This window comes from Escherichia sp. E.sYA108 (assembly GCF_011754335.1).
Taxonomy (GTDB): Bacteria; Pseudomonadota; Gammaproteobacteria; order Enterobacterales; family Enterobacteriaceae; genus Escherichia; species Escherichia coli.
On the sequence record NZ_JAAQVZ010000001.1, the window covers coordinates 522,345 to 542,198 of the forward strand.

Annotated in this window: 22 protein-coding genes; 16 read left to right on the forward strand and 6 right to left on the reverse strand. The window is 51.3% G+C overall.

Annotated features, from left to right (window positions below):
• Positions 1–84: 84 nt before the first annotated feature.
• A complete protein-coding gene (aaeR, locus tag HBM92_RS02505) occupies positions 85–1,014 on the reverse strand; it encodes an HTH-type transcriptional activator AaeR (RefSeq protein ID WP_000440317.1) in 930 nt (309 codons plus the stop codon).
• Positions 1,015–1,196: 182 nt separating this feature from the next.
• Here aaeR and aaeX point away from each other — a divergent pair, with 182 nt between their 5' ends.
• The 4 genes from aaeX to HBM92_RS02525 all read left to right on the forward strand — a co-directional run bounded on the left by aaeX (position 1,197) and on the right by HBM92_RS02525 (position 4,677).
• A complete protein-coding gene (gene aaeX / locus HBM92_RS02510) occupies positions 1,197–1,400 on the forward strand; it encodes a p-hydroxybenzoic acid efflux pump operon protein AaeX (protein WP_000051841.1) in 204 nt (67 codons plus the stop codon).
• Positions 1,401–1,407: 7 nt separating this feature from the next.
• The gene (aaeA, locus tag HBM92_RS02515) at positions 1,408–2,340 is read left to right on the forward strand and encodes a p-hydroxybenzoic acid efflux pump subunit AaeA (protein WP_000854033.1); all 933 of its coding nucleotides are present in this window, start codon (positions 1,408–1,410) and stop codon (positions 2,338–2,340) included.
• Between the two features lie 5 nt (positions 2,341–2,345).
• Positions 2,346–4,313, forward strand: coding sequence for a p-hydroxybenzoic acid efflux pump subunit AaeB (gene aaeB / locus HBM92_RS02520; RefSeq protein WP_000510958.1), 1,968 nt, complete (start codon positions 2,346–2,348; stop codon positions 4,311–4,313).
• 91 nt (positions 4,314–4,404) lie between these two features.
• Positions 4,405–4,677, forward strand: a complete 273-nt coding sequence (locus tag HBM92_RS02525) for a barstar family protein (protein ID WP_001029013.1) — start codon at positions 4,405–4,407, stop codon at positions 4,675–4,677.
• Between the two features lie 54 nt (positions 4,678–4,731).
• Here the strand turns inward: HBM92_RS02525 and yhcN are convergent, their stop codons facing one another.
• Both yhcN and argR read right to left on the reverse strand, forming a co-directional pair.
• Positions 4,732–4,995: a peroxide/acid stress response protein YhcN gene (gene yhcN, locus HBM92_RS02530; RefSeq protein WP_000695690.1), complete on the reverse strand. Its 264-nt coding sequence runs from the start codon at positions 4,993–4,995 to the stop codon at positions 4,732–4,734.
• 363 nt (positions 4,996–5,358) lie between these two features.
• Positions 5,359–5,829 carry a transcriptional regulator ArgR gene (gene argR / locus HBM92_RS02535; protein ID WP_001257847.1) on the reverse strand — a complete coding sequence of 157 codons (471 nt, stop codon included), beginning with the start codon at positions 5,827–5,829 and terminating at the stop codon, positions 5,359–5,361.
• A gap of 434 nt (positions 5,830–6,263) precedes the next feature.
• Here argR and mdh point away from each other — a divergent pair, with 434 nt between their 5' ends.
• Positions 6,264–7,202, forward strand: coding sequence for a malate dehydrogenase (mdh, locus tag HBM92_RS02540; protein ID WP_001295272.1), 939 nt, complete (start codon positions 6,264–6,266; stop codon positions 7,200–7,202).
• A 62-nt stretch (positions 7,203–7,264) separates the two neighbouring features.
• On the opposite strand, the gene degS is transcribed toward mdh, so the two are convergent.
• The 3 genes from degS to zapG form a co-directional block, all read right to left on the reverse strand.
• Positions 7,265–8,332 carry an outer membrane-stress sensor serine endopeptidase DegS gene (gene degS, locus HBM92_RS02545; RefSeq protein ID WP_000497726.1) on the reverse strand — a complete coding sequence of 356 codons (1,068 nt, stop codon included), beginning with the start codon at positions 8,330–8,332 and terminating at the stop codon, positions 7,265–7,267.
• An 89-nt stretch (positions 8,333–8,421) separates the two neighbouring features.
• Positions 8,422–9,789 (reverse strand): serine endoprotease DegQ, encoded by a 1,368-nt coding sequence (gene degQ, locus HBM92_RS02550; protein ID WP_001298588.1) that lies wholly within the window; start codon positions 9,787–9,789, stop codon positions 8,422–8,424.
• Between the two features lie 153 nt (positions 9,790–9,942).
• Positions 9,943–10,341, reverse strand: coding sequence for a Z-ring associated protein ZapG (gene zapG / locus HBM92_RS02555; RefSeq protein ID WP_001295270.1), 399 nt, complete (start codon positions 10,339–10,341; stop codon positions 9,943–9,945).
• A 193-nt stretch (positions 10,342–10,534) separates the two neighbouring features.
• Between zapG and zapE the strand changes: the two genes are divergently transcribed.
• From zapE to nanQ, 11 genes are all read left to right on the forward strand, one after another.
• Positions 10,535–11,662: a cell division protein ZapE gene (zapE, locus tag HBM92_RS02560; protein WP_001192298.1), complete on the forward strand. Its 1,128-nt coding sequence runs from the start codon at positions 10,535–10,537 to the stop codon at positions 11,660–11,662.
• A gap of 219 nt (positions 11,663–11,881) precedes the next feature.
• The gene (rplM, locus tag HBM92_RS02565; protein WP_000847559.1) at positions 11,882–12,310 is read left to right on the forward strand and encodes a 50S ribosomal protein L13; all 429 of its coding nucleotides are present in this window, start codon (positions 11,882–11,884) and stop codon (positions 12,308–12,310) included.
• 15 nt (positions 12,311–12,325) lie between these two features.
• Entirely contained in the window at positions 12,326–12,718 is a 393-nt protein-coding gene (gene rpsI, locus HBM92_RS02570; RefSeq protein WP_000829818.1) for a 30S ribosomal protein S9, read from the forward strand.
• A 394-nt stretch (positions 12,719–13,112) separates the two neighbouring features.
• Positions 13,113–13,751, forward strand: a complete 639-nt coding sequence (sspA, locus tag HBM92_RS02575; RefSeq protein ID WP_000257293.1) for a stringent starvation protein SspA — start codon at positions 13,113–13,115, stop codon at positions 13,749–13,751.
• Between the two features lie 5 nt (positions 13,752–13,756).
• Positions 13,757–14,254: a ClpXP protease specificity-enhancing factor gene (gene sspB / locus HBM92_RS02580; RefSeq protein WP_000366127.1), complete on the forward strand. Its 498-nt coding sequence runs from the start codon at positions 13,757–13,759 to the stop codon at positions 14,252–14,254.
• Positions 14,255–14,361: 107 nt separating this feature from the next.
• Positions 14,362–15,153 carry a transcriptional regulator NanR gene (gene nanR / locus HBM92_RS02585; RefSeq protein WP_000074795.1) on the forward strand — a complete coding sequence of 264 codons (792 nt, stop codon included), beginning with the start codon at positions 14,362–14,364 and terminating at the stop codon, positions 15,151–15,153.
• A 121-nt stretch (positions 15,154–15,274) separates the two neighbouring features.
• Positions 15,275–16,168, forward strand: a complete 894-nt coding sequence (gene nanA / locus HBM92_RS02590; protein WP_000224714.1) for an N-acetylneuraminate lyase — start codon at positions 15,275–15,277, stop codon at positions 16,166–16,168.
• Between the two features lie 108 nt (positions 16,169–16,276).
• Positions 16,277–17,767 carry a sialic acid transporter NanT gene (nanT, locus tag HBM92_RS02595; RefSeq protein WP_000108477.1) on the forward strand — a complete coding sequence of 497 codons (1,491 nt, stop codon included), beginning with the start codon at positions 16,277–16,279 and terminating at the stop codon, positions 17,765–17,767.
• Positions 17,768–17,814: 47 nt separating this feature from the next.
• Positions 17,815–18,504 carry an N-acetylmannosamine-6-phosphate 2-epimerase gene (locus HBM92_RS02600; RefSeq protein WP_000054239.1) on the forward strand — a complete coding sequence of 230 codons (690 nt, stop codon included), beginning with the start codon at positions 17,815–17,817 and terminating at the stop codon, positions 18,502–18,504.
• On the forward strand, positions 18,501–19,376 hold the full coding sequence (nanK, locus tag HBM92_RS02605; protein ID WP_000209058.1) for an N-acetylmannosamine kinase: 876 nt from the start codon (positions 18,501–18,503) through the stop codon (positions 19,374–19,376). The genes HBM92_RS02600 and nanK overlap by 4 nt, the downstream gene beginning before the upstream one ends.
• Positions 19,373–19,837, forward strand: a complete 465-nt coding sequence (nanQ, locus tag HBM92_RS02610) for an N-acetylneuraminate anomerase (protein WP_000979874.1) — start codon at positions 19,373–19,375, stop codon at positions 19,835–19,837. Before nanK ends, nanQ begins: the two co-directional genes overlap by 4 nt.
• Positions 19,838–19,854: the final 17 nt, after the last annotated feature.

A 19,854-nucleotide genomic window follows, 5' to 3' on the forward strand; every position in this document is an offset into this window, starting at 1 on the left:
ACGAACGGTCCCCTCGCCCCTCTGGGGTTAGGGTGAGGGGAACCCGTTGGCACAGGTTTGTACAACGTAACAGTACAATATTAATTACTTCTCTTTCCCGCGCCCGTGCATCTCCTGAAACAATTTACCGACCTCAACAAAATAATCCGTTAGCGAGTTGATCACGACTTGTACCTTCAGCGGCAGCTTATCTTTTTCGGTATATAACGCATAAACCGGGCGTGGGTCTGACTGGTAACGTGGCAGCAGGATCTCCAGTTCCCCGCGATTGATCTCGTTGATCACCCACATCAACGGCACGTAGGCGATCCCAGCGCCTGCAGTCAGCCAGCGCACCAGCGTCATCGGATCATTAGTCACAAATCTCCCTTGCGGGATCAGGCGAGTCGAGATCCCTTCCGGTGCGATCAGTTCAAATTCATTGTCGGGTCGCACGCTGTATTCAAGCCATGAATGACTACTTAAATCGGCGGGTTTTTCTGGTATGCCGTATTGTGTGAGATAGCTTTTTGCGGCGCACACCACCATTGGCATCGCGCCCAGACGGCGGGAAAACAGGCTGGAATCTTGCAACGCGCCGACGCGGATCACCACATCCAGACCGTCGGCAATCAGGTCGGGGGCAGGAATTCCGGTAACCAGATTGACACTCAAACCTGGGTATTCTTTCAGCATTTTTGCCGTCAGCCCGGCGAGAACATTTTGTGCCATAGTTGAAGAACAGCCAATGCGCAGCGTCCCGATGGGGGTGTTATTGAAGGCATACAGTTGCTCATGAACATCCTGCACTTCATGGAGCATCCGACGGCAGCCCTGGTAGTAAATTCTGCCGGCTTCAGTCAGGCCAATGCTGCGTGTACTACGGTTTAACAGCTTTACCTGTAACTCATCTTCCAGTTTTGACACCGTCTGACTGATGGACGAAACGCTCATCTGTAGCTGTCTGGCGGCGGCGGTAAAAGAGCCAAATTCAACTACTTTGGCAAACACCGACATGCGTTTTAGTCGTTCCATTATTCACTCTGACTTAAAAGTGATTTAGATCACATAATATAGATAACAGCATAACAGTTACGTTAATATATTAAATATCAATCTACAGCAATGTTGCTCTCGCCCGGCTTTCCATGCCCTTCTCTGCGGCGACAGATGCTGAAAATAATAACGCCTGCTCTCTCTATACAACCAAGGTCAACATGAGTCTGTTTCCCGTTATCGTGGTGTTTGGGCTGTCCTTCCCACCGATATTTTTCGAATTGCTTTTATCACTGGCGATTTTCTGGCTGGTGCGCCGGGTACTTGTGCCAACAGGTATTTACGACTTTGTCTGGCATCCGGCGTTGTTCAACACCGCGCTCTATTGCTGCTTGTTTTATTTGATATCGCGACTGTTCGTTTGAGGTTGAAGTGAAAACACTAATAAGAAAATTCTCCCGTACGGCCATCACGGTCGTATTAGTCATTCTGGCCTTCATCGCAATTTTTAATGCCTGGGTCTATTACACCGAATCCCCGTGGACGCGTGACGCGCGCTTTAGCGCTGACGTCGTTGCGATCGCGCCGGACGTTTCTGGACTCATTACCCAGGTGAATGTTCATGATAACCAGCTGGTGAAAAAAGGACAGGTACTGTTCACCATCGACCAGCCGCGTTATCAAAAGGCGCTTGAGGAAGCGCAAGCCGATGTTGCTTATTATCAGGTACTGGCGCAGGAGAAACGCCAGGAGGCCGGACGTCGTAACCGTCTCGGTGTGCAGGCGATGTCTCGCGAAGAGATCGACCAGGCCAACAACGTACTACAAACAGTTCTGCATCAGTTAGCGAAAGCGCAGGCGACCCGCGATCTGGCAAAACTGGATCTTGAACGTACAGTCATCCGCGCGCCAGCAGATGGCTGGGTGACCAACCTCAACGTCTATACCGGTGAGTTTATTACTCGAGGATCAACGGCGGTTGCGCTGGTGAAACAGAACTCCTTCTATGTACTGGCCTATATGGAAGAAACTAAGCTGGAAGGGGTGCGCCCTGGGTATCGTGCGGAGATCACGCCGCTTGGCAGTAACAAAGTGCTGAAAGGGACTGTTGATAGTGTTGCCGCAGGGGTCACCAATGCCAGCAGCACGCGTGACGACAAAGGGATGGCGACCATCGACTCTAACCTTGAATGGGTACGTTTGGCGCAACGTGTTCCGGTACGTATTCGTCTCGACAACCAGCAAGAGAACATCTGGCCTGCGGGCACCACTGCTACGGTGGTAGTCACTGGCAAACAAGATCGCGACGAAAGTCAGGATTCGTTCTTCCGTAAAATGGCTCATCGCCTGCGTGAGTTTGGTTAATCACGATGGGTATTTTCTCCATTGCTAATCAACATATTCGCTTTGCGGTAAAACTGGCGACCGCCATTGTACTGGCGCTGTTTGTTGGCTTTCACTTCCAGCTGGAAACGCCACGCTGGGCGGTACTGACAGCGGCGATTGTTGCCGCCGGTCCGGCCTTTGCTGCGGGAGGTGAACCGTATTCTGGCGCTATTCGCTATCGTGGCTTTTTGCGCATCATCGGCACATTTATTGGCTGTATTGCCGGACTGGTAATCATCATTGCGATGATCCGAGCACCATTATTGATGATTCTGGTGTGCTGTATCTGGGCCGGTTTTTGTACCTGGATATCCTCGCTGGTACGAATAGAAAACTCGTATGCGTGGGGGCTGGCCGGTTATACCGCGCTGATCATTGTGATCACCATTCAGCCGGAACCATTGCTTACGCCGCAGTTTGCCGTCGAACGTTGTAGCGAGATCGTTATCGGTATTGTGTGTGCAATTATGGCGGATTTGCTCTTTTCTCCGCGATCGATCAAACAAGAAGTGGATCGAGAGCTGGAAAGTTTGCTGGTCGCGCAATATCAATTAATGCAACTCTGTATCAAGCATGGCGATGGTGAAGTTGTCGATAAAGCCTGGGGCGATCTGGTGCGACGTACTACGGCGTTACAAGGTATGCGCAGCAACCTGAATATGGAATCTTCCCGCTGGGCGCGGGCCAATCGACGTTTAAAAGCGATCAATACGCTATCGCTGACGCTGATTACCCAATCCTGCGAAACTTATCTTATTCAGAATACGCGCCCGGAATTGATCACTGATACTTTTCGCGAATTTTTTGACACACCGGTAGAAACTGCGCAGGACGTCCACAAGCAGCTCAAACGCCTGCGGAGAGTTATCGCCTGGACCGGGGAACGGGAAACGCCTGTCACCATTTATAGCTGGGTCGCGGCGGCAACGCGTTATCAGCTTCTCAAGCGCGGCGTTATCAGTAACACAAAAATCAACGCCACCGAAGAAGAGATCCTGCAAGGCGAACCGGAAGTAAAAGTAGAGTCAGCCGAACGTCATCATGCAATGGTTAACTTCTGGCGAACCACACTTTCTTGCATTCTGGGCACGCTTTTCTGGCTGTGGACGGGCTGGACTTCCGGCAGTGGTGCAATGGTGATGATTGCGGTAGTGACGTCACTGGCAATGCGTTTGCCGAATCCACGCATGGTGGCGATCGACTTTATCTACGGGACGCTGGCAGCGCTACCGTTAGGGCTGCTCTACTTTTTGGTGATTATCCCTAATACCCAACAGAGCATGTTGCTGCTGTGTATTAGCCTGGCAGTGCTGGGATTCTTCCTCGGTATAGAAGTACAGAAACGGAGATTGGGCTCGATGGGGGCGTTGGCCAGCACCATAAACATTATCGTGCTGGATAACCCGATGACTTTCCATTTCAGTCAGTTTCTCGACAGCGCATTAGGGCAAATCGTCGGCTGTGTGCTCGCGTTCACCGTTATTTTGCTGGTGCGGGATAAATCGCGCGACAGGACTGGACGTGTACTGCTTAATCAGTTTGTTTCTGCCGCTGTTTCCGCGATGACTACCAATGTGGCACGTCGTAAAGAGAATCACCTCCCGGCACTTTATCAGCAGCTGTTTTTGCTGATGAATAAGTTCCCAGGGGATTTGCCGAAATTTCGCCTGGCGCTGACGATGATTATCGCGCACCAGCGCCTGCGTGATGCGCCGATTCCGGTTAACGAGGATTTATCGGCGTTTCACCGACAAATGCGCCGCACAGCAGACCATGTGATATCTGCCCGTAGCGATGATAAACGTCGTCGGTACTTTGGCCAGTTGCTGGAAGAACTGGAAATCGACCAGGAAAAGCTACGCATCTGGCAAGCGCCACCGCAGGTGACGGAACCAGTACATCGGCTTACGGGTATGCTCCATAAGTATCAACATGCGTTGACCGATAGTTAAGTCAAAACCGACGCCTGAAGCGTCGGTTTTTTCATGGCTATACTTAGCGATGAACGGCAGAACTCGCCGCGAAACGTGACGGTGGCAACAGATGAATATTTATACCTTTGATTTTGATGAGATTGAGAGTCAGGAGGATTTTTATCGTGACTTTAGCCAAACCTTTGGTCTGGCGAAAGATAAGGTACGCGATCTCGACTCACTATGGGATGTGTTAATGAACGATGTCCTGCCGCTACCACTTGAGATTGAATTTGTTCATCTGGGAGAGAAAACGCGTCGCCGTTTTGGCGCGTTAATATTGCTGTTTGATGAGGCAGAGGAAGAACTGGAAGGGCATTTGCGTTTTAATGTTCGTCATTAGCGCAAAAAAAGCCCCCGAACCGGGGGCAATATCGTCGGACAAGACGATGAGGGTTTATTTGTACAGTTCAGCCGTAGCGTGCCAGGTGTCACCACTACGAGCTTCAGTAATCTGGTAGGCCGTTGCGCCTTTCTCTTCCGCTTTTTTGTTCAGCATTTCACGCATATCCATTGGCGAAGACGCCACACCACTTACGGATACGGTCCCGATTGCTTCACGATTTTGTGCTTGTGCAGCATCAATGGAGTCGGCAGCGAATGCACCGAAAGAGAGAACAGAAAGCACACTTAATGCAGCAACAGTGGTTTTGATTTTCATGATTTTTACCTCGACATAATCTTTTAGCTGGGCCTTTGTTTCGTGACCCATATCACAAAATCAAGTATACACTAATTATTGAACTAATTAATACCACGCTAACTGTTTCAGTTGATACTAAGTGTTAAAAATGTGAATTTTAATAACAAAAAAGAATTAAAAACACGATCATTTATTGTTAATTATAGTATTTTCAATTAGATAATGAATTTTGCATAATGTGCTTTTTTACTATATGTATTCATTGTGTGAATGATATGTCGCAGTAAAACGCACTATTCGTTAAATGAATCGCAGGGGAAAGCAGGGGGTTGATAGGCAAAAGCAACATTTTCCCCGCCGCCAGAAGCGACGGGGCAGAGATTAAAGCTCCTGGTCGAACAGCTCTAAAATCGCTTCGTACAGCTCTTTGACGGTGAAACCGTTAGCAGGGGTAGTAAAGATGGTGTCATCGCCAGCGATGGTGCCCAGAATACCTTCTGCTTTGCCCAGTGAGTCCAGCAGGCGAGCAATTAACTGCGCCGCACCAGGGCTGGTATGAATCACGACAACTGCATCGTTGTAGTCGATATCCAGTACCAGATTCTTCAATGGACTGGAGGTGGTTGGTACACCCAGTTCAGCTGGCAGGCAGTAAACCATTTCCATTTTGGCATTGCGTGTACGTACAGCACCAAACTTGGTCAACATCCGCGAGACTTTAGACTGATTAATATTGTCAAAGCCTTGCTCCTGCAACGCGGCGACGATTTCGCCCTGGGAGCTAAATTTCTCTTCTTTAAGTAATGCTTTAAATGCTTTAACTAGTTCTTCTTGCTTAGCCGAGCTTCGCATAAGTCACCCGATATGGTGGTTGATACAACATTATTGTGCATACAGATGAATTTTTATGCAAACAGTCAGCCCTGAAGAAGGCTGAAATAATGTTATGAAAGAGCGGGATTTTATCAAATTTCGTTATTGAGAAACATGCCTGCGTCACGGCCTGCAAATTCTGCTTAAAAGTAAATTAATTGTTATCAAATTGATATTGTTTTGGCTGAGCGGTAGGGTATATTGTCACCACCTGTTGGAATGTTGCGCTAATGCATAAGTGACTGTTAATTACGTAAGTTAGGTTCCTGATTACGGCAATTAAATGCATAAACGCTAAACTTGCGTGACTACACATTCTTGATATGTGGTCATTGTAAACGGCAATTTTGTGGATTAAGGTCGCGGCAGCGGAGCAACATATCTTAGTTTATCAATATAATAAGGAGTTTAGGATGAAAGTCGCAGTCCTCGGCGCTGCTGGCGGTATTGGCCAGGCGCTTGCACTACTGTTAAAAACCCAACTGCCTTCAGGTTCAGAACTCTCTCTGTATGATATCGCTCCAGTGACTCCCGGTGTGGCTGTCGATCTGAGCCATATCCCTACTGCTGTGAAAATCAAAGGTTTTTCAGGTGAAGATGCGACTCCGGCGCTGGAAGGTGCAGATGTCGTTCTTATCTCTGCAGGCGTAGCGCGTAAACCGGGTATGGATCGTTCCGACCTGTTTAACGTTAACGCCGGCATCGTGAAAAACCTGGTACAGCAAGTTGCGAAAACCTGCCCGAAAGCGTGCATTGGTATTATCACTAACCCGGTTAACACTACAGTTGCGATTGCTGCTGAAGTGCTGAAAAAAGCCGGTGTTTATGACAAAAACAAACTGTTCGGCGTTACCACGCTGGATATCATTCGTTCCAACACCTTTGTTGCGGAACTGAAAGGCAAACAGCCAGGCGAAGTTGAAGTGCCGGTTATTGGTGGTCACTCTGGTGTTACCATTCTGCCGCTGCTGTCACAGGTTCCTGGCGTTAGTTTTACCGAGCAGGAAGTGGCTGATCTGACCAAACGTATCCAGAACGCGGGTACTGAGGTGGTTGAAGCGAAAGCCGGTGGCGGGTCTGCAACCCTGTCTATGGGCCAGGCAGCTGCACGTTTTGGTCTGTCTCTGGTTCGCGCACTGCAGGGCGAACAAGGCGTTGTCGAATGTGCCTACGTTGAAGGCGACGGTCAGTACGCTCGTTTCTTCTCTCAACCGCTGCTGCTGGGTAAAAACGGCGTGGAAGAGCGTAAATCTATCGGTACTCTGAGCGCATTTGAACAGAACGCGCTGGAAGGTATGCTGGATACGCTGAAGAAAGATATCGCCCTGGGCGAAGAGTTCGTTAATAAGTAATTGATTAGCGGATAATAAAAAACCGGAGCACAGACTCCGGTTTTTGTTTTTTTACGCTGACCTTAGTTGGTCGCCGGATATTCCTGAATGGTGACCTGCAATGTTAACTGTTTATCGTCACGCATCACGACAACCGGGATCACCGAACCAGGGCGAATTTCCGCGACCTGATCCATTGTCTCCAGGGCGGAAATAGCGGGTTTGTTATTCACAGAGATAATCAGATCGTTGACCTGGATGCCTGCATTTGCCGCTGGGCCATCAGGCGACACTTCGTTAACCACGATCCCTTGCAGTTGATCCATGCCGCCACTCTGCGCATGTAATGGGGCGATCTCACGTCCACCAATGCCAATGTAGCCACGGATCACACGGCCATCACGGATCAGTTTATCCATAATTTTGGTCGCTAACTGGAAAGGAATCGCAAAGCCGATACCTTCCGGCGTTTCGCCATCGTTACTCTTATCAAACGACAGCGTGTTAATGCCCATCAGTTCGCCCAGCGAGTTCACCAGCGCGCCGCCAGAGTTACCGTGGTTAATGGAAGCATCGGTTTGCAGGAAGTTTTGCCGCCCGGTCGGGTTCAGACCGATTCGACCCGTGGCACTGATAATCCCCTGGGTAATGGTCTGCCCGAGGTTGTACGGGTTACCGATCGCCAGAACCACATCGCCAATGTGCGGTACGCGGCGTGGATTGATCGGAATCGTTGGTAAACCGCCTGTGGCGTTAATTTTCAGCACCGCCAGATCGGTTAGAGAGTCAGAGCCAACCAGTAACGCTTCAAAAACACGTCCATCCTGTAAGGCGACGATGATCTGATCGGCGTCGTTGATCACGTGTTTATTGGTGATGATATACCCGCGTTGATCCATGATTACACCAGATCCCAGGGTGCGGATCTCAAGCTGGTTGTGAGAGTTGGTGTTCAAACCGCGGTTATAAACGTTAACCACCGCTGGCGCGGCGCGGCGAACCGCCAGATTATAGCTGGCAGGCGTCTCATCGGTACTGTCAAATTGCGGAGTGGAAAGCGGGTTAAGGCTGCGCAGCGAAGGCATGGCAACCAGCAGAATAGCGCCGACAATTAATCCAATCGCAACGGAACGTAAGAGCTTCACAAACATGATGGAGGCATCGTTAAAAAAGGGAACGGCAGCAGCATACCACGAGTTAACCGGACATCACACGTCAGCCTGATGCCCGGTTTACGACATTAACGCATTAGTAGGTAGAGGCTTTCATTGCCGCGTACAATTTGCAGGGCAATGATGGCCGGTTTTGCCGCCAGCACTTTACGCATTTCAGCAATCGAGTTCACCCGATCGCGGTTGACGCCAATGATCACATCGTCTTTTTGCAAGCCAGCCTGAGCAGCTGGGCTTCCTTTGACAACCTCATCGATCTTAATACCTTTGCCACCATCTTTTAGCTGACCATCGCTCAACGTTGCACCTTCCAGCGCTGGCGTGATCATTTCAGCGCTGGCCGACGAAGAGGTGCTGGTATCGAGCGTCACTTCTACTTCCAGTGGTTTGCCGTTACGCAGCAGGCCAAGCTTCACTTTTGTGCCCGGCTCGGTGGTCGCGATACGAGAGCGCAACTCAGCAAAGCTATTCAGCGGTTTGCCGTTGAGGCTGGTAATAATATCGCCCGCTTTGACGCCCGCTTTTGCCGAGCCAGAACCTGGCAACACTTCGCTGACAAACGCGCCACGCTGCACGTCAAGGTTGAAGGCTTTGGCGATATCGGCACTCATCTCGGTGCCTTTGATGCCTAACAGGCCGCGTTTGATTTCTCCAAAGTCGATAAGCTGCTGCGCCAGTGTTCGCGCCATATTACTGGGAATGGCAAATCCAATCCCGACGCTACCGCCGCCAGGCGCAAGGATTGCAGTGTTGATGCCAATTAACTCACCGTTAAGGTTTAACAGTGCACCGCCGGAGTTACCGCGGTTAATGGAAGCATCTGTCTGGATAAAGTTTTCCAGACCTTCAAGATTCAACCCGCTGCGGCCTAATGCGGATATAATGCCAGAGGTGGCGGTTTGCCCAAGGCCAAATGGGTTACCGACCGCCACGGCAAAATCACCGACGCGCAATTTATCGGAGTCGGCAATAGCGATTTGCGTTAATTTGCTCGGGTTTTGAATTTGCAACAGGGCGATATCGCTCTGGTCATCGCTACCAATCAGTTTTGCATCAAACTCGCGCCCATCATTGAGCTGAATACTGATTTTCTGTGCCTGATTAATCACATGGTTGTTGGTCAGCACATAGCCTTTATTGGCGTTGATGATGACACCGGAGCCTAAACCTTCGAAGGGTTGTGCAGGTTGATCCGGTAAATCATCACCAAAAAACTTTTTGAATTCTTCCGGGATTTTCTGTCCCTGACTGGCCGTTCCTTCCACCCGTACGCTCACCACTGCCGGAAGCACTTTTTCCAGCATTGGAGCCAGACTGGGGAGGGGGGCCTGATCGGCAACCTGGCCTGGAATCGACGCGACGGCCTGAAATGACGCCGAGAGAGTTAACCCGACACTTAACGCTAATGCACTCAACAGCTGGGTTTGTTTTTTCATTATTCCTGCTCTCGTACCTGAATGATAAGAAAAGAGATTCAAAACAGTTTGATGTTATTGAATTTTCAGACGGCTAACAATGAGACACCAGATTAAATGATAGTCGGGGAGGGAGAGAAGAGGAGGGCGCAATGGCTGCGCCCGAAAAATAAATTAGTCGCGCTTCGCGCCAGTACGCAGCAGGCCGGATGCGCCTTCAGAATAGTCGCGAGGCATCTGCACCGGTGCCTGATCGTTGCTGGCTTCAGACTCTGCCAGACGATTACGGAACGGGTTTGCTTCCGCAGACAGTTCCGGCAGCAGGCTACTGGAGCTTTTCGCCATGTGCTGATACAGCTGGCGATAGTCGTGCGCCATGGTATCCAGTAATTCCGCGCTGCGGGCAAAGTGACTAACCAGCTCTTCGCGATACTCGTCCAGTTCAGCTTTATTCTTTTCCAGTTCGTACTGCAACGCCTGTTGCTGGCGTAGTTTACGATTACCAAAACGCATGGCCACAGCACCAATAATGATGCCGACGACTAACCCAATTAGCGCATATTCCCAGGTCATGAACATCTCCCGTTGTCTTTTGTTTCCGTAGGGTGTTGGCTTCAGGCTCCATGCCTGCGGCTGATTATGCCACTATAACCGTTAATTCCACAGAAGTGGAATCCCGACTGCATATCGCGTAGTGTAGAACGGCCTTTTTTTCGTCAACCGTGAACAACGGCGCACCGATTATTCAAGGAATAACAATAAGATCATGCAAAGCGTTACCCCAACATCGCAATACCTGAAGGCGCTCAATGAAGGCAGCCATCAACACGACGACGTTCAAAAAGAGGCCGTCAGCCGCCTGGAAATTATTTATCAGGAACTCATCAATAGCACGCCACCAGCCCCCAGGACGAGTGGGCTAATGGCGCGGGTCGGTAAGCTGTGGGGTAAACGCGAAGACACAAAGCATATGCCAGTGCGTGGCTTATATATGTGGGGCGGTGTAGGACGCGGGAAAACCTGGCTGATGGACCTTTTCTATCAAAGTCTGCCGGGAGAGCGGAAACAGCGCCTGCACTTTCATCGTTTTATGCTGCGGGTGCACGATGAGCTGACCGAATTACAAGGCCAAAGCGATCCGCTGGAAATTATTGCCGATCGCTTTAAAGCAGAAACTGACGTGCTCTGTTTTGACGAATTTTTTGTTTCTGATATTACCGATGCCATGCTACTTGGCGGTCTGATGAAAGCCCTGTTCGCCCGTGGTATTACCCTGGTAGCGACGTCAAATATTCCGCCGGACGAACTTTATCGAAATGGCCTGCAACGTGCGCGTTTTTTGCCTGCAATCGATGCCATTAAACAGCATTGTGATGTAATGAACGTGGACGCTGGTGTTGATTATCGACTGCGTACACTCACTCAGGCGCATCTGTGGCTTTCGCCACTCAACGATGAAACCCGGACGCAAATGGATAAACTATGGTTGGCGCTGGCGGGGGCGAAACGAGAAAATTCACCGACGTTAGAAATCAACCATCGGCCATTGGCGACAATGGGCGTCGAGAACCAGACGCTGGCGGTTTCTTTTACTACCTTGTGCGTCGATGCCCGCAGTCAGCATGACTATATTGCGCTCTCACGCCTCTTTCACACGGTCATGTTGTTTGATGTACCAGTTATGACGCGGTTGATGGAGAGCGAAGCGCGGCGCTTTATTGCGCTGGTGGATGAGTTTTACGAGCGCCATGTCAAATTAGTGGTGAGTGCAGAAGTGCCGCTGTATGAAATTTATCAGGGCGAGCGGCTGAAGTTTGAGTTCCAGCGTTGCCTGTCACGTCTGCAAGAGATGCAAAGCGAAGAGTATTTGAAGCGCGAGCATTTGGCGGGGTAAAACCTGCCACAAATCACAAAAAGGGGTCGATCTTTGACCCCGACTTCTCTATAATCCTGCGACCCCACGTTACAAGAAAGTTTTTTTTCCCGAAACTTTTTGTGTGCTGGCATAGGCTATTCGAAGGGGTAGGTTTGCCGGACTTTGTCGTGTGAACCTCAACAATTGAAGACGTTTGGGTGTTCACCAACGTGTAACTATTTATTGGGTAAGCTTTTAATGAAAACTTTTACAGCTAAACCAGAAACCGTAAAACGCGACTGGTATGTTGTTGACGCGACCGGTAAAACTCTGGGCCGTCTGGCTACTGAACTGGCTCGTCGCCTGCGCGGTAAGCACAAAGCGGAATACACTCCGCACGTAGATACCGGTGATTACATCATCGTTCTGAACGCTGACAAAGTTGCTGTAACCGGCAACAAGCGTACTGACAAAGTGTACTATCACCACACCGGCCACATCGGTGGTATCAAACAAGCGACCTTTGAAGAGATGATTGCTCGCCGTCCTGAGCGTGTGATTGAAATCGCGGTTAAAGGCATGTTGCCAAAAGGCCCGCTGGGTCGTGCTATGTTCCGTAAACTGAAAGTTTACGCGGGTAACGAGCACAACCACGCGGCACAGCAACCGCAAGTTCTTGACATCTAATCGGGATTATAGGCAATGGCTGAAAATCAATACTACGGCACTGGTCGCCGCAAAAGTTCCGCAGCTCGCGTTTTCATCAAACCGGGCAACGGTAAAATCGTAATCAACCAACGTTCTCTGGAACAGTACTTCGGTCGTGAAACTGCTCGCATGGTAGTTCGTCAGCCGCTGGAACTGGTCGACATGGTTGAGAAACTGGACCTGTACATCACCGTTAAAGGTGGTGGTATCTCTGGTCAGGCTGGTGCGATCCGTCACGGTATCACCCGCGCTCTGATGGAATACGACGAGTCCCTGCGTTCTGAACTGCGTAAAGCTGGCTTCGTTACTCGTGACGCTCGTCAGGTTGAACGTAAGAAAGTCGGTCTGCGTAAAGCACGTCGTCGTCCGCAGTTCTCCAAACGTTAATTGGCTTCTGCTCCGGCAGAAAACAATTTGCGAAAAAACCCGCTTCGGCGGGTTTTTTTATGGCTAAAATCTGCATCAGCGTAAAAAATGGAAAGTTGCTTTTTGCTGCCACCTGACAGACAGGTAAAACAAAAACCACATCGCCAATAAGGGACTAAGTCAACTATTTCAGACTAAAGCGCATCTCTTTTTCCCCATTTCCGGCATCGACTCACCACAAAGGTCGCAAAATCTGGTAAACTATCATCCAATTTTCTGCCCAAATGTCGGGTATTGCTCATTTTTTGTTTGATTTTCGAACAAAGAGAGTCGTTCCTTACTGGGTAACACAACTTCTGACTGGCCACCTGGTGGCTGGTAGCAGTAAAAATTCTGACTATACCTGGAGGTTTTCATGGCTGTCGCTGCCAACAAACGTTCGGTAATGACGCTGTTTTCCGGTCCTACTGACATCTATAGCCATCAGGTCCGCATTGTGCTGGCTGAGAAAGGTGTAAGTTTCGAGATCGAACACGTGGAAAAGGACAATCCGCCTCAGGATCTGATTGACCTCAACCCGAATCAGAGCGTTCCGACCCTGGTGGATCGTGAGCTGACCCTGTGGGAATCTCGCATCATTATGGAATATCTGGATGAGCGTTTCCCGCATCCGCCACTGATGCCTGTTTACCCGGTAGCTCGCGGTGAAAGCCGTCTGTACATGCATCGCATCGAAAAAGACTGGTACACGCTGATGAACACCATCATCAACGGTTCAGCTTCTGAAGCCGATGCCGCACGTAAGCAACTGCGCGAAGAACTGCTGGCGATTGCGCCGGTCTTCGGTCAGAAGCCGTACTTCCTGAGCGATGAGTTCAGCCTGGTCGATTGCTACCTTGCTCCTCTGCTGTGGCGTCTGCCGCAACTGGGCATCGAGTTCAGCGGCCCGGGTGCGAAAGAGCTGAAAGGCTATATGACCCGCGTCTTTGAACGTGACTCTTTCCTTGCTTCTTTAACTGAAGCAGAACGTGAAATGCGTCTGGGCCGGAGTTAATCTGTATGGATTTGTCACAGCTAACACCACGTCGTCCCTATCTGCTGCGTGCATTCTATGAGTGGTTGCTGGATAACCAGCTCACGCCGCACCTGGTGGTGGATGTGACGCTCCCAGGCGTGCAGGTTCCTATGGAATATGCGCGTGACGGGCAAATCGTACTCAACATTGCGCCGCGTGCTGTCGGCAATCTGGAACTGGCGAATGATGAGGTGCGCTTTAACGCGCGCTTTGGTGGCATTCCGCGTCAGGTTTCTGTGCCGCTGGCTGCCGTGCTGGCTATCTACGCCCGTGAAAATGGTGCAGGCACGATGTTTGAGCCTGAAGCTGCCTACGATGAAGATGCCAGCATCATGAATGATGAAGAGGCATCGGCAGACAACGAAACCGTTATGTCGGTTATCGATGGCGACAAGCCAGATCACGATGATGAAACTCATCCTGACGATGAACCTCCGCAGCCACCACGCGGTGGTCGACCGGCATTACGCGTTGTGAAGTAAAATGAAAACAGGCCCATGTGGCCTGTTTTGCTATCTGTCATCTTTTCGCCTGACTTTGATACTGTGCTACGATAGCGTCGTTATTATCCGCTAACGCATTTTCCTGAATGAGTCCTATGAACGCATTTGATCCGCAAGCTGAAGATTCTACTACCACTATCGGGCGCAACTTGCGCAGCCGCCCGCTGGCGCGTAAAAAACTCTCCGAAATGGTGGAAGAAGAGCTGGAACAGATGATCCGCCGTCGTGAATTTGGCGAAGGTGAACAATTACCGTCTGAACGCGAACTGATGGCGTTCTTTAACGTCGGGCGTCCTTCGGTGCGCGAAGCGCTGGCAGCGTTAAAACGCAAAGGTCTGGTGCAAATAAACAACGGCGAACGTGCCCGCGTCTCACGTCCTTCTGCGGACACCATCATCGGCGAGCTTTCCGGCATGGCGAAAGATTTCCTTTCTCATCCTGGTGGGATTGCCCATTTCGAACAATTACGTCTGTTCTTTGAATCCAGCCTGGTGCGCTATGCGGCTGAACACGCCACCGATGAGCAAATCGATTTGCTGGCAAAAGCACTGGAAATCAACAGTCAGTCGCTGGATAACAACGCGGCATTCATTCGCTCAGACGTTGATTTCCACCGCGTTCTGGCGGAGATCCCTGGTAACCCAATCTTCATGGCGATCCACGTTGCCCTGCTCGACTGGCTAATCGCCGCACGTCCAACCGTGGCCGATCAGGCTCTGCATGAGCATAACAACGTTAGCTATCAACAGCATATTGCGATCGTTGACGCGATCCGCCGTCATGATCCTGACGAAGCCGATCGCGCGTTGCAATCGCATCTCAACAGCGTCTCTGCTACCTGGCACGCCTTCGGTCAGACCACCAACAAAAAGAAATAATGCCACTTTAGTGAAGCAGATCGCATTATAAGCTTTCTGTATGGGGTGTTGCTTAATTGATCTGGTATAACAGGTATAAAGGTATATCGTTTATCAGACAAGCATCACTTCAGAGGTATTTATGGCAACGAATTTACGTGGCGTAATGGCTGCACTCCTGACTCCTTTTGACCAACAACAAGCACTGGATAAAGCGAGTCTGCGCCGCCTGGTTCAGTTCAATATTCAGCAGGGCATCGACGGTTTGTACGTGGGGGGTTCGACAGGCGAAGCCTTTGTACAGAGCCTTTCAGAGCGTGAACAGGTACTGGAAATCGTCGCTGAAGAGGCGAAAGGTAAGATTAAACTCATCGCCCACGTCGGTTGCGTCAGCACCGCCGAAAGCCAACAACTTGCGGCATCGGCTAAACGTTATGGCTTCGATGCCGTCTCCGCCGTCACGCCGTTCTACTATCCTTTCAGCTTTGAAGAACACTGCGATCACTATCGGGCAATTATTGATTCGGCGGATGGGTTGCCGATGGTGGTGTACAACATTCCAGCCCTGAGCGGGGTAAAACTGACCCTGGATCAGATCAACACCCTGGTTACGCTGCCTGGTGTAGGTGCGCTGAAACAGACCTCTGGCGATCTCTATCAGATGGAGCAGATCCGTCGTGAACATCCTGATCTGGTGCTCTATAACGGTTACGACGAAATCTTCGCCTCTGGTCTTCTGGCGGGCGCAGACGGCGGTATCGGCAGCACTTACAACATCATGGGCTGGCGTTATCAGGGGATCGTGAAGGCGCTGAAAGAAGGCGATATCCAGACCGCGCAGAAACTGCAAACTGAGTGCAACAAAGTCATTGATTTACTGATCAAAACTGGCGTATTCCGCGGCCTGAAAACTGTCCTGCATTATATGGATGTCGTTTCTGTGCCGCTGTGCCGCAAACCGTTTGGTCCGGTAGATGAAAAATATCTGCCAGAACTGAAGGCGCTGGCCCAGCAGTTGATGCAAGAGCGCGGGTGAGTTGTTTCCCCTCGCTCGCCCCTACCGGGTGAGGGGAAATAAACGCATCTGTACCCTACAATTTTCATACCAAAGCGTGTGGGCATCGCCCACCGCGGGAGACTCACAATGAGTACTACAACCCAGAATATCCCGTGGTATCGCCATCTTAACCGCGCACAATGGCGGGCATTTTCCGCTGCCTGGTTGGGATATCTGCTTGACGGTTTTGATTTCGTTTTAATCGCCCTGGTACTCACCGAAGTACAGGGTGAATTCGGGCTCACGACGGTGCAGGCGGCAAGTCTGATCTCCGCAGCCTTTATCTCTCGCTGGTTCGGCGGCCTGATGCTCGGCGCTATGGGTGACCGCTACGGGCGTCGTCTGGCAATGGTCACCAGCATCGTTCTCTTCTCGGCCGGGACGCTGGCCTGCGGCTTTGCGCCAGGCTACATCACCATGTTTATCGCTCGTCTGGTCATCGGCATGGGGATGGCGGGTGAATACGGTTCCAGCGCCACCTATGTCATTGAAAGCTGGCCAAAGCATCTGCGTAACAAAGCCAGTGGTTTTCTGATTTCCGGCTTCTCAGTGGGGGCCGTCGTTGCCGCTCAGGTCTATAGCCTGGTGGTTCCGGTCTGGGGCTGGCGTGCGCTGTTCTTTATCGGCATTTTGCCAATCATCTTTGCTCTCTGGCTGCGTAAAAACATCCCGGAAGCGGAAGACTGGAAAGAGAAACACGGGGGTAAAGCACCGGTACGCACGATGGTAGACATTCTCTACCGTGGTGAACATCGCATTGCCAATATCGTAATGACACTGGCGGCGGCTACTGCGCTGTGGTTCTGCTTCGCCGGTAACCTGCAAAATGCCGCGATCGTCGCTGTACTCGGGCTGTTATGCGCCGCAATCTTTATCAGCTTTATGGTGCAAAGTACGGGCAAACGCTGGCCAACGGGCGTAATGCTGATGGTGGTCGTGTTGTTTGCTTTCCTCTACTCATGGCCGATTCAGGCGCTGCTGCCAACGTATCTGAAAACCGATCTGGCTTATGACCCGCATACTGTCGCCAATGTGCTGTTCTTTAGTGGCTTTGGCGCGGCGGTGGGGTGCTGCGTCGGTGGCTTCCTCGGTGACTGGCTGGGAACCCGCAAAGCGTACGTTTGTAGTCTGCTGGCCTCGCAGCTGCTGATTATTCCGGTATTTGCGATTGGCGGCGCAAACGTCTGGGTGCTCGGTCTGTTACTGTTCTTCCAGCAAATGCTTGGTCAGGGCATCTCAGGGATTTTACCGAAACTGATCGGCGGTTATTTCGATACCGACCAGCGTGCAGCGGGGCTGGGCTTTACCTACAACGTTGGCGCACTGGGCGGTGCACTAGCTCCAATCCTCGGCGCGTTGATCGCTCAACGTCTGGATCTGGGAACGGCACTTGGCTCGCTCTCGTTTAGTTTAACGTTTGTGGTGATCCTGCTGATTGGTTTGGATATGCCTTCTCGTGTTCAGCGTTGGCTGCGCCCGGAAGCATTGCGTACTCATGACGCTATCGACGGCAAACCATTTAGCGGTGCCGTGCCGTTTGGCAGCGCCAAAAACGATTTAGTCAAAACCAAAAGTTAATCCTGTTGCCCGGTCTCTGTACCGGGCCTTTCGCTAAGGGAAGATGTATGTCGTTACTTGCACAACTGGATCAAAAAATCGCTGCTAACGGTGGCCTGATTGTCTCCTGCCAGCCGGTTCCGGACAGCCCGCTCGATAAACCCGAAATCGTCGCCGCCATGGCATTAGCGGCAGAGCAGGCGGGCGCGGTCGCCATTCGTATTGAAGGTGTGGCAAATCTGCAAGCCACGCGTGCGGTGGTGAGCGTGCCGATTATCGGGATTGTGAAGCGCGATCTGGAGGATTCTCCGGTACGCATCACGGCCTATATTGAAGATGTTGATGCGCTGGCGCAGGCGGGCGCGGACATTATCGCCATTGACGGCACCGACCGACCGCGTCCGGTACCTGTTGAAACGCTGCTGGCACGTATTCACCATCACGGTTTACTGGCGATGACCGACTGCTCAACGCCGGAAGACGGCCTGGCATGCCAAAAGCTGGGAGCCGAAATTATTGGCACTACGCTTTCTGGCTATACCACGCCTGAAACGCCAGAAGAGCCGGATCTGGCGCTGGTGAAAACGTTGAGCGACGCCGGATGCCGGGTGATTGCCGAAGGGCGTTACAACACGCCTGCTCAGGCGGCGGATGCGATGCGCCACGGCGCGTGGGCGGTGACGGTCGGTTCTGCCATTACGCGTCTTGAACACATTTGTCAGTGGTACAACACAGCGATGAAAAAGGCGGTGCTATGACCACACTGGCGATTGATATCGGCGGTACTAAACTTGCCGCCGCGCTGATTGGCGCTGACGGGCAGATCCGCGATCGCCGAGAACTTCCTACGCCTGCCAGCCAGACTCCGCAGGCGCTGCGTGATGCCTTATCCGCATTAGTCTCTCCGTTGCAAGCACATGCGCAGCGGGTTGCCATCGCTTCAACCGGAATTATTCGCGACGGCAGCTTGCTGGCGCTGAATCCGCATAATCTCGGTGGATTGTTACACTTTCCGTTAGTCAAAACGCTGGAGCAACTTACCAATTTGCCGACCATTGCCATTAATGATGCGCAGGCCGCAGCATGGGCGGAGTATCAGGCGCTGGATGGCGATATAACCGATATGGTGTTTATCACTGTTTCCACCGGCGTTGGCGGCGGTGTAGTGAGCGGCGGTAAACTGCGTACCGGCCCTGGCGGTCTGGCGGGGCATATCGGGCATACGCTTGCCGATCCGCATGGTCCAGTCTGCGGCTGTGGACGCACAGGTTGCGTGGAAGCGATTGCTTCTGGTCGCGGCATTGCAACGGCAGCGCAGGGGGAGTTGGCTGGTGCGAATGCGAAAACTATTTTCACGCGCGCCGGGCAGGGTGATGAGCAGGCGCAGCAACTGATTCACCGCTCCGCACGTACGCTTGCAAGGCTGATCGCTGATATTAAAGCCACAACTGATTGCCAGTGCGTGGTGGTCGGTGGCAGCGTTGGTCTGGCAGAAGGGTATCTGGCGCTGGTGGAAACGTATCTGGCGCAGGAGCCAGCGGCATTTCATGTTGATTTACTGGCGGCGCACTACCGCCACGATGCAGGTTTACTTGGGGCTGCGCTGTTGGCCCAGGGAGAAATATTATGATGATGGGTGAAGTACAGTCATTACCGTCTGCCGGATTACATCCTGCGTTACAGGACGCGTTAACGTTGGCATTAGCTGCCAGACCGCAAGAAAAAGCGCCTGGCCGTTACGAATTACAGGGCGACAATATCTTTATGAATGTCATGACATTTAATACTCAATCGCCTGTTGAGAAAAAAGCCGAATTGCACGAACAATACATTGATATCCAGCTGTTATTAAACGGTGAGGAACGGATTCTGTTTGGCATGGCAGGCACTGCGCGTCAGTGTGAAGAGTTCCACCATGAAGATGATTATCAGCTTTGCAGCGCCATTGAAAACGAGCAAGCCATCATCCTGAAACCGGGAATGTTCGCCGTGTTTATGCCAGGAGAACCGCATAAACCGGGATGCGTTGTTGGCGAACCTGGTGAGATTAAAAAGGTGGTAGTGAAGATTAAGGCTGATTTAATGGCTTAAAATTTAGTTGGATCGCT

Bases quoted from the DNA above. Each gene is read 5' to 3' on its own strand.
- nanQ (WP_000979874.1), top strand. From the start codon at position 19,373: ATGATGATGGGTGAAGTACAGTCATTACCGTCTGCCGGATTACATCCT.
- aaeR (WP_000440317.1), bottom strand. From the start codon at position 1,014: ATGGAACGACTAAAACGCATGTCGGTGTTTGCCAAAGTAGTTGAATTT.
- HBM92_RS02600 (WP_000054239.1), top strand. From the start codon at position 17,815: ATGTCGTTACTTGCACAACTGGATCAAAAAATCGCTGCTAACGGTGGC.
- rpsI (WP_000829818.1), top strand. From the start codon at position 12,326: ATGGCTGAAAATCAATACTACGGCACTGGTCGCCGCAAAAGTTCCGCA.
- HBM92_RS02525 (WP_001029013.1), top strand. From the start codon at position 4,405: ATGAATATTTATACCTTTGATTTTGATGAGATTGAGAGTCAGGAGGAT.
- nanR (WP_000074795.1), top strand. From the start codon at position 14,362: ATGAGTCCTATGAACGCATTTGATCCGCAAGCTGAAGATTCTACTACC.
- degS (WP_000497726.1), bottom strand. From the start codon at position 8,332: ATGTTTGTGAAGCTCTTACGTTCCGTTGCGATTGGATTAATTGTCGGC.
- sspA (WP_000257293.1), top strand. From the start codon at position 13,113: ATGGCTGTCGCTGCCAACAAACGTTCGGTAATGACGCTGTTTTCCGGT.
- nanK (WP_000209058.1), top strand. From the start codon at position 18,501: ATGACCACACTGGCGATTGATATCGGCGGTACTAAACTTGCCGCCGCG.
- aaeX (WP_000051841.1), top strand. From the start codon at position 1,197: ATGAGTCTGTTTCCCGTTATCGTGGTGTTTGGGCTGTCCTTCCCACCG.
- argR (WP_001257847.1), bottom strand. From the start codon at position 5,829: ATGCGAAGCTCGGCTAAGCAAGAAGAACTAGTTAAAGCATTTAAAGCA.
- sspB (WP_000366127.1), top strand. From the start codon at position 13,757: ATGGATTTGTCACAGCTAACACCACGTCGTCCCTATCTGCTGCGTGCA.
- degQ (WP_001298588.1), bottom strand. From the start codon at position 9,789: ATGAAAAAACAAACCCAGCTGTTGAGTGCATTAGCGTTAAGTGTCGGG.
- nanT (WP_000108477.1), top strand. From the start codon at position 16,277: ATGAGTACTACAACCCAGAATATCCCGTGGTATCGCCATCTTAACCGC.
- zapE (WP_001192298.1), top strand. From the start codon at position 10,535: ATGCAAAGCGTTACCCCAACATCGCAATACCTGAAGGCGCTCAATGAA.
- zapG (WP_001295270.1), bottom strand. From the start codon at position 10,341: ATGACCTGGGAATATGCGCTAATTGGGTTAGTCGTCGGCATCATTATT.
- rplM (WP_000847559.1), top strand. From the start codon at position 11,882: ATGAAAACTTTTACAGCTAAACCAGAAACCGTAAAACGCGACTGGTAT.
- aaeB (WP_000510958.1), top strand. From the start codon at position 2,346: ATGGGTATTTTCTCCATTGCTAATCAACATATTCGCTTTGCGGTAAAA.
- yhcN (WP_000695690.1), bottom strand. From the start codon at position 4,995: ATGAAAATCAAAACCACTGTTGCTGCATTAAGTGTGCTTTCTGTTCTC.
- mdh (WP_001295272.1), top strand. From the start codon at position 6,264: ATGAAAGTCGCAGTCCTCGGCGCTGCTGGCGGTATTGGCCAGGCGCTT.
- nanA (WP_000224714.1), top strand. From the start codon at position 15,275: ATGGCAACGAATTTACGTGGCGTAATGGCTGCACTCCTGACTCCTTTT.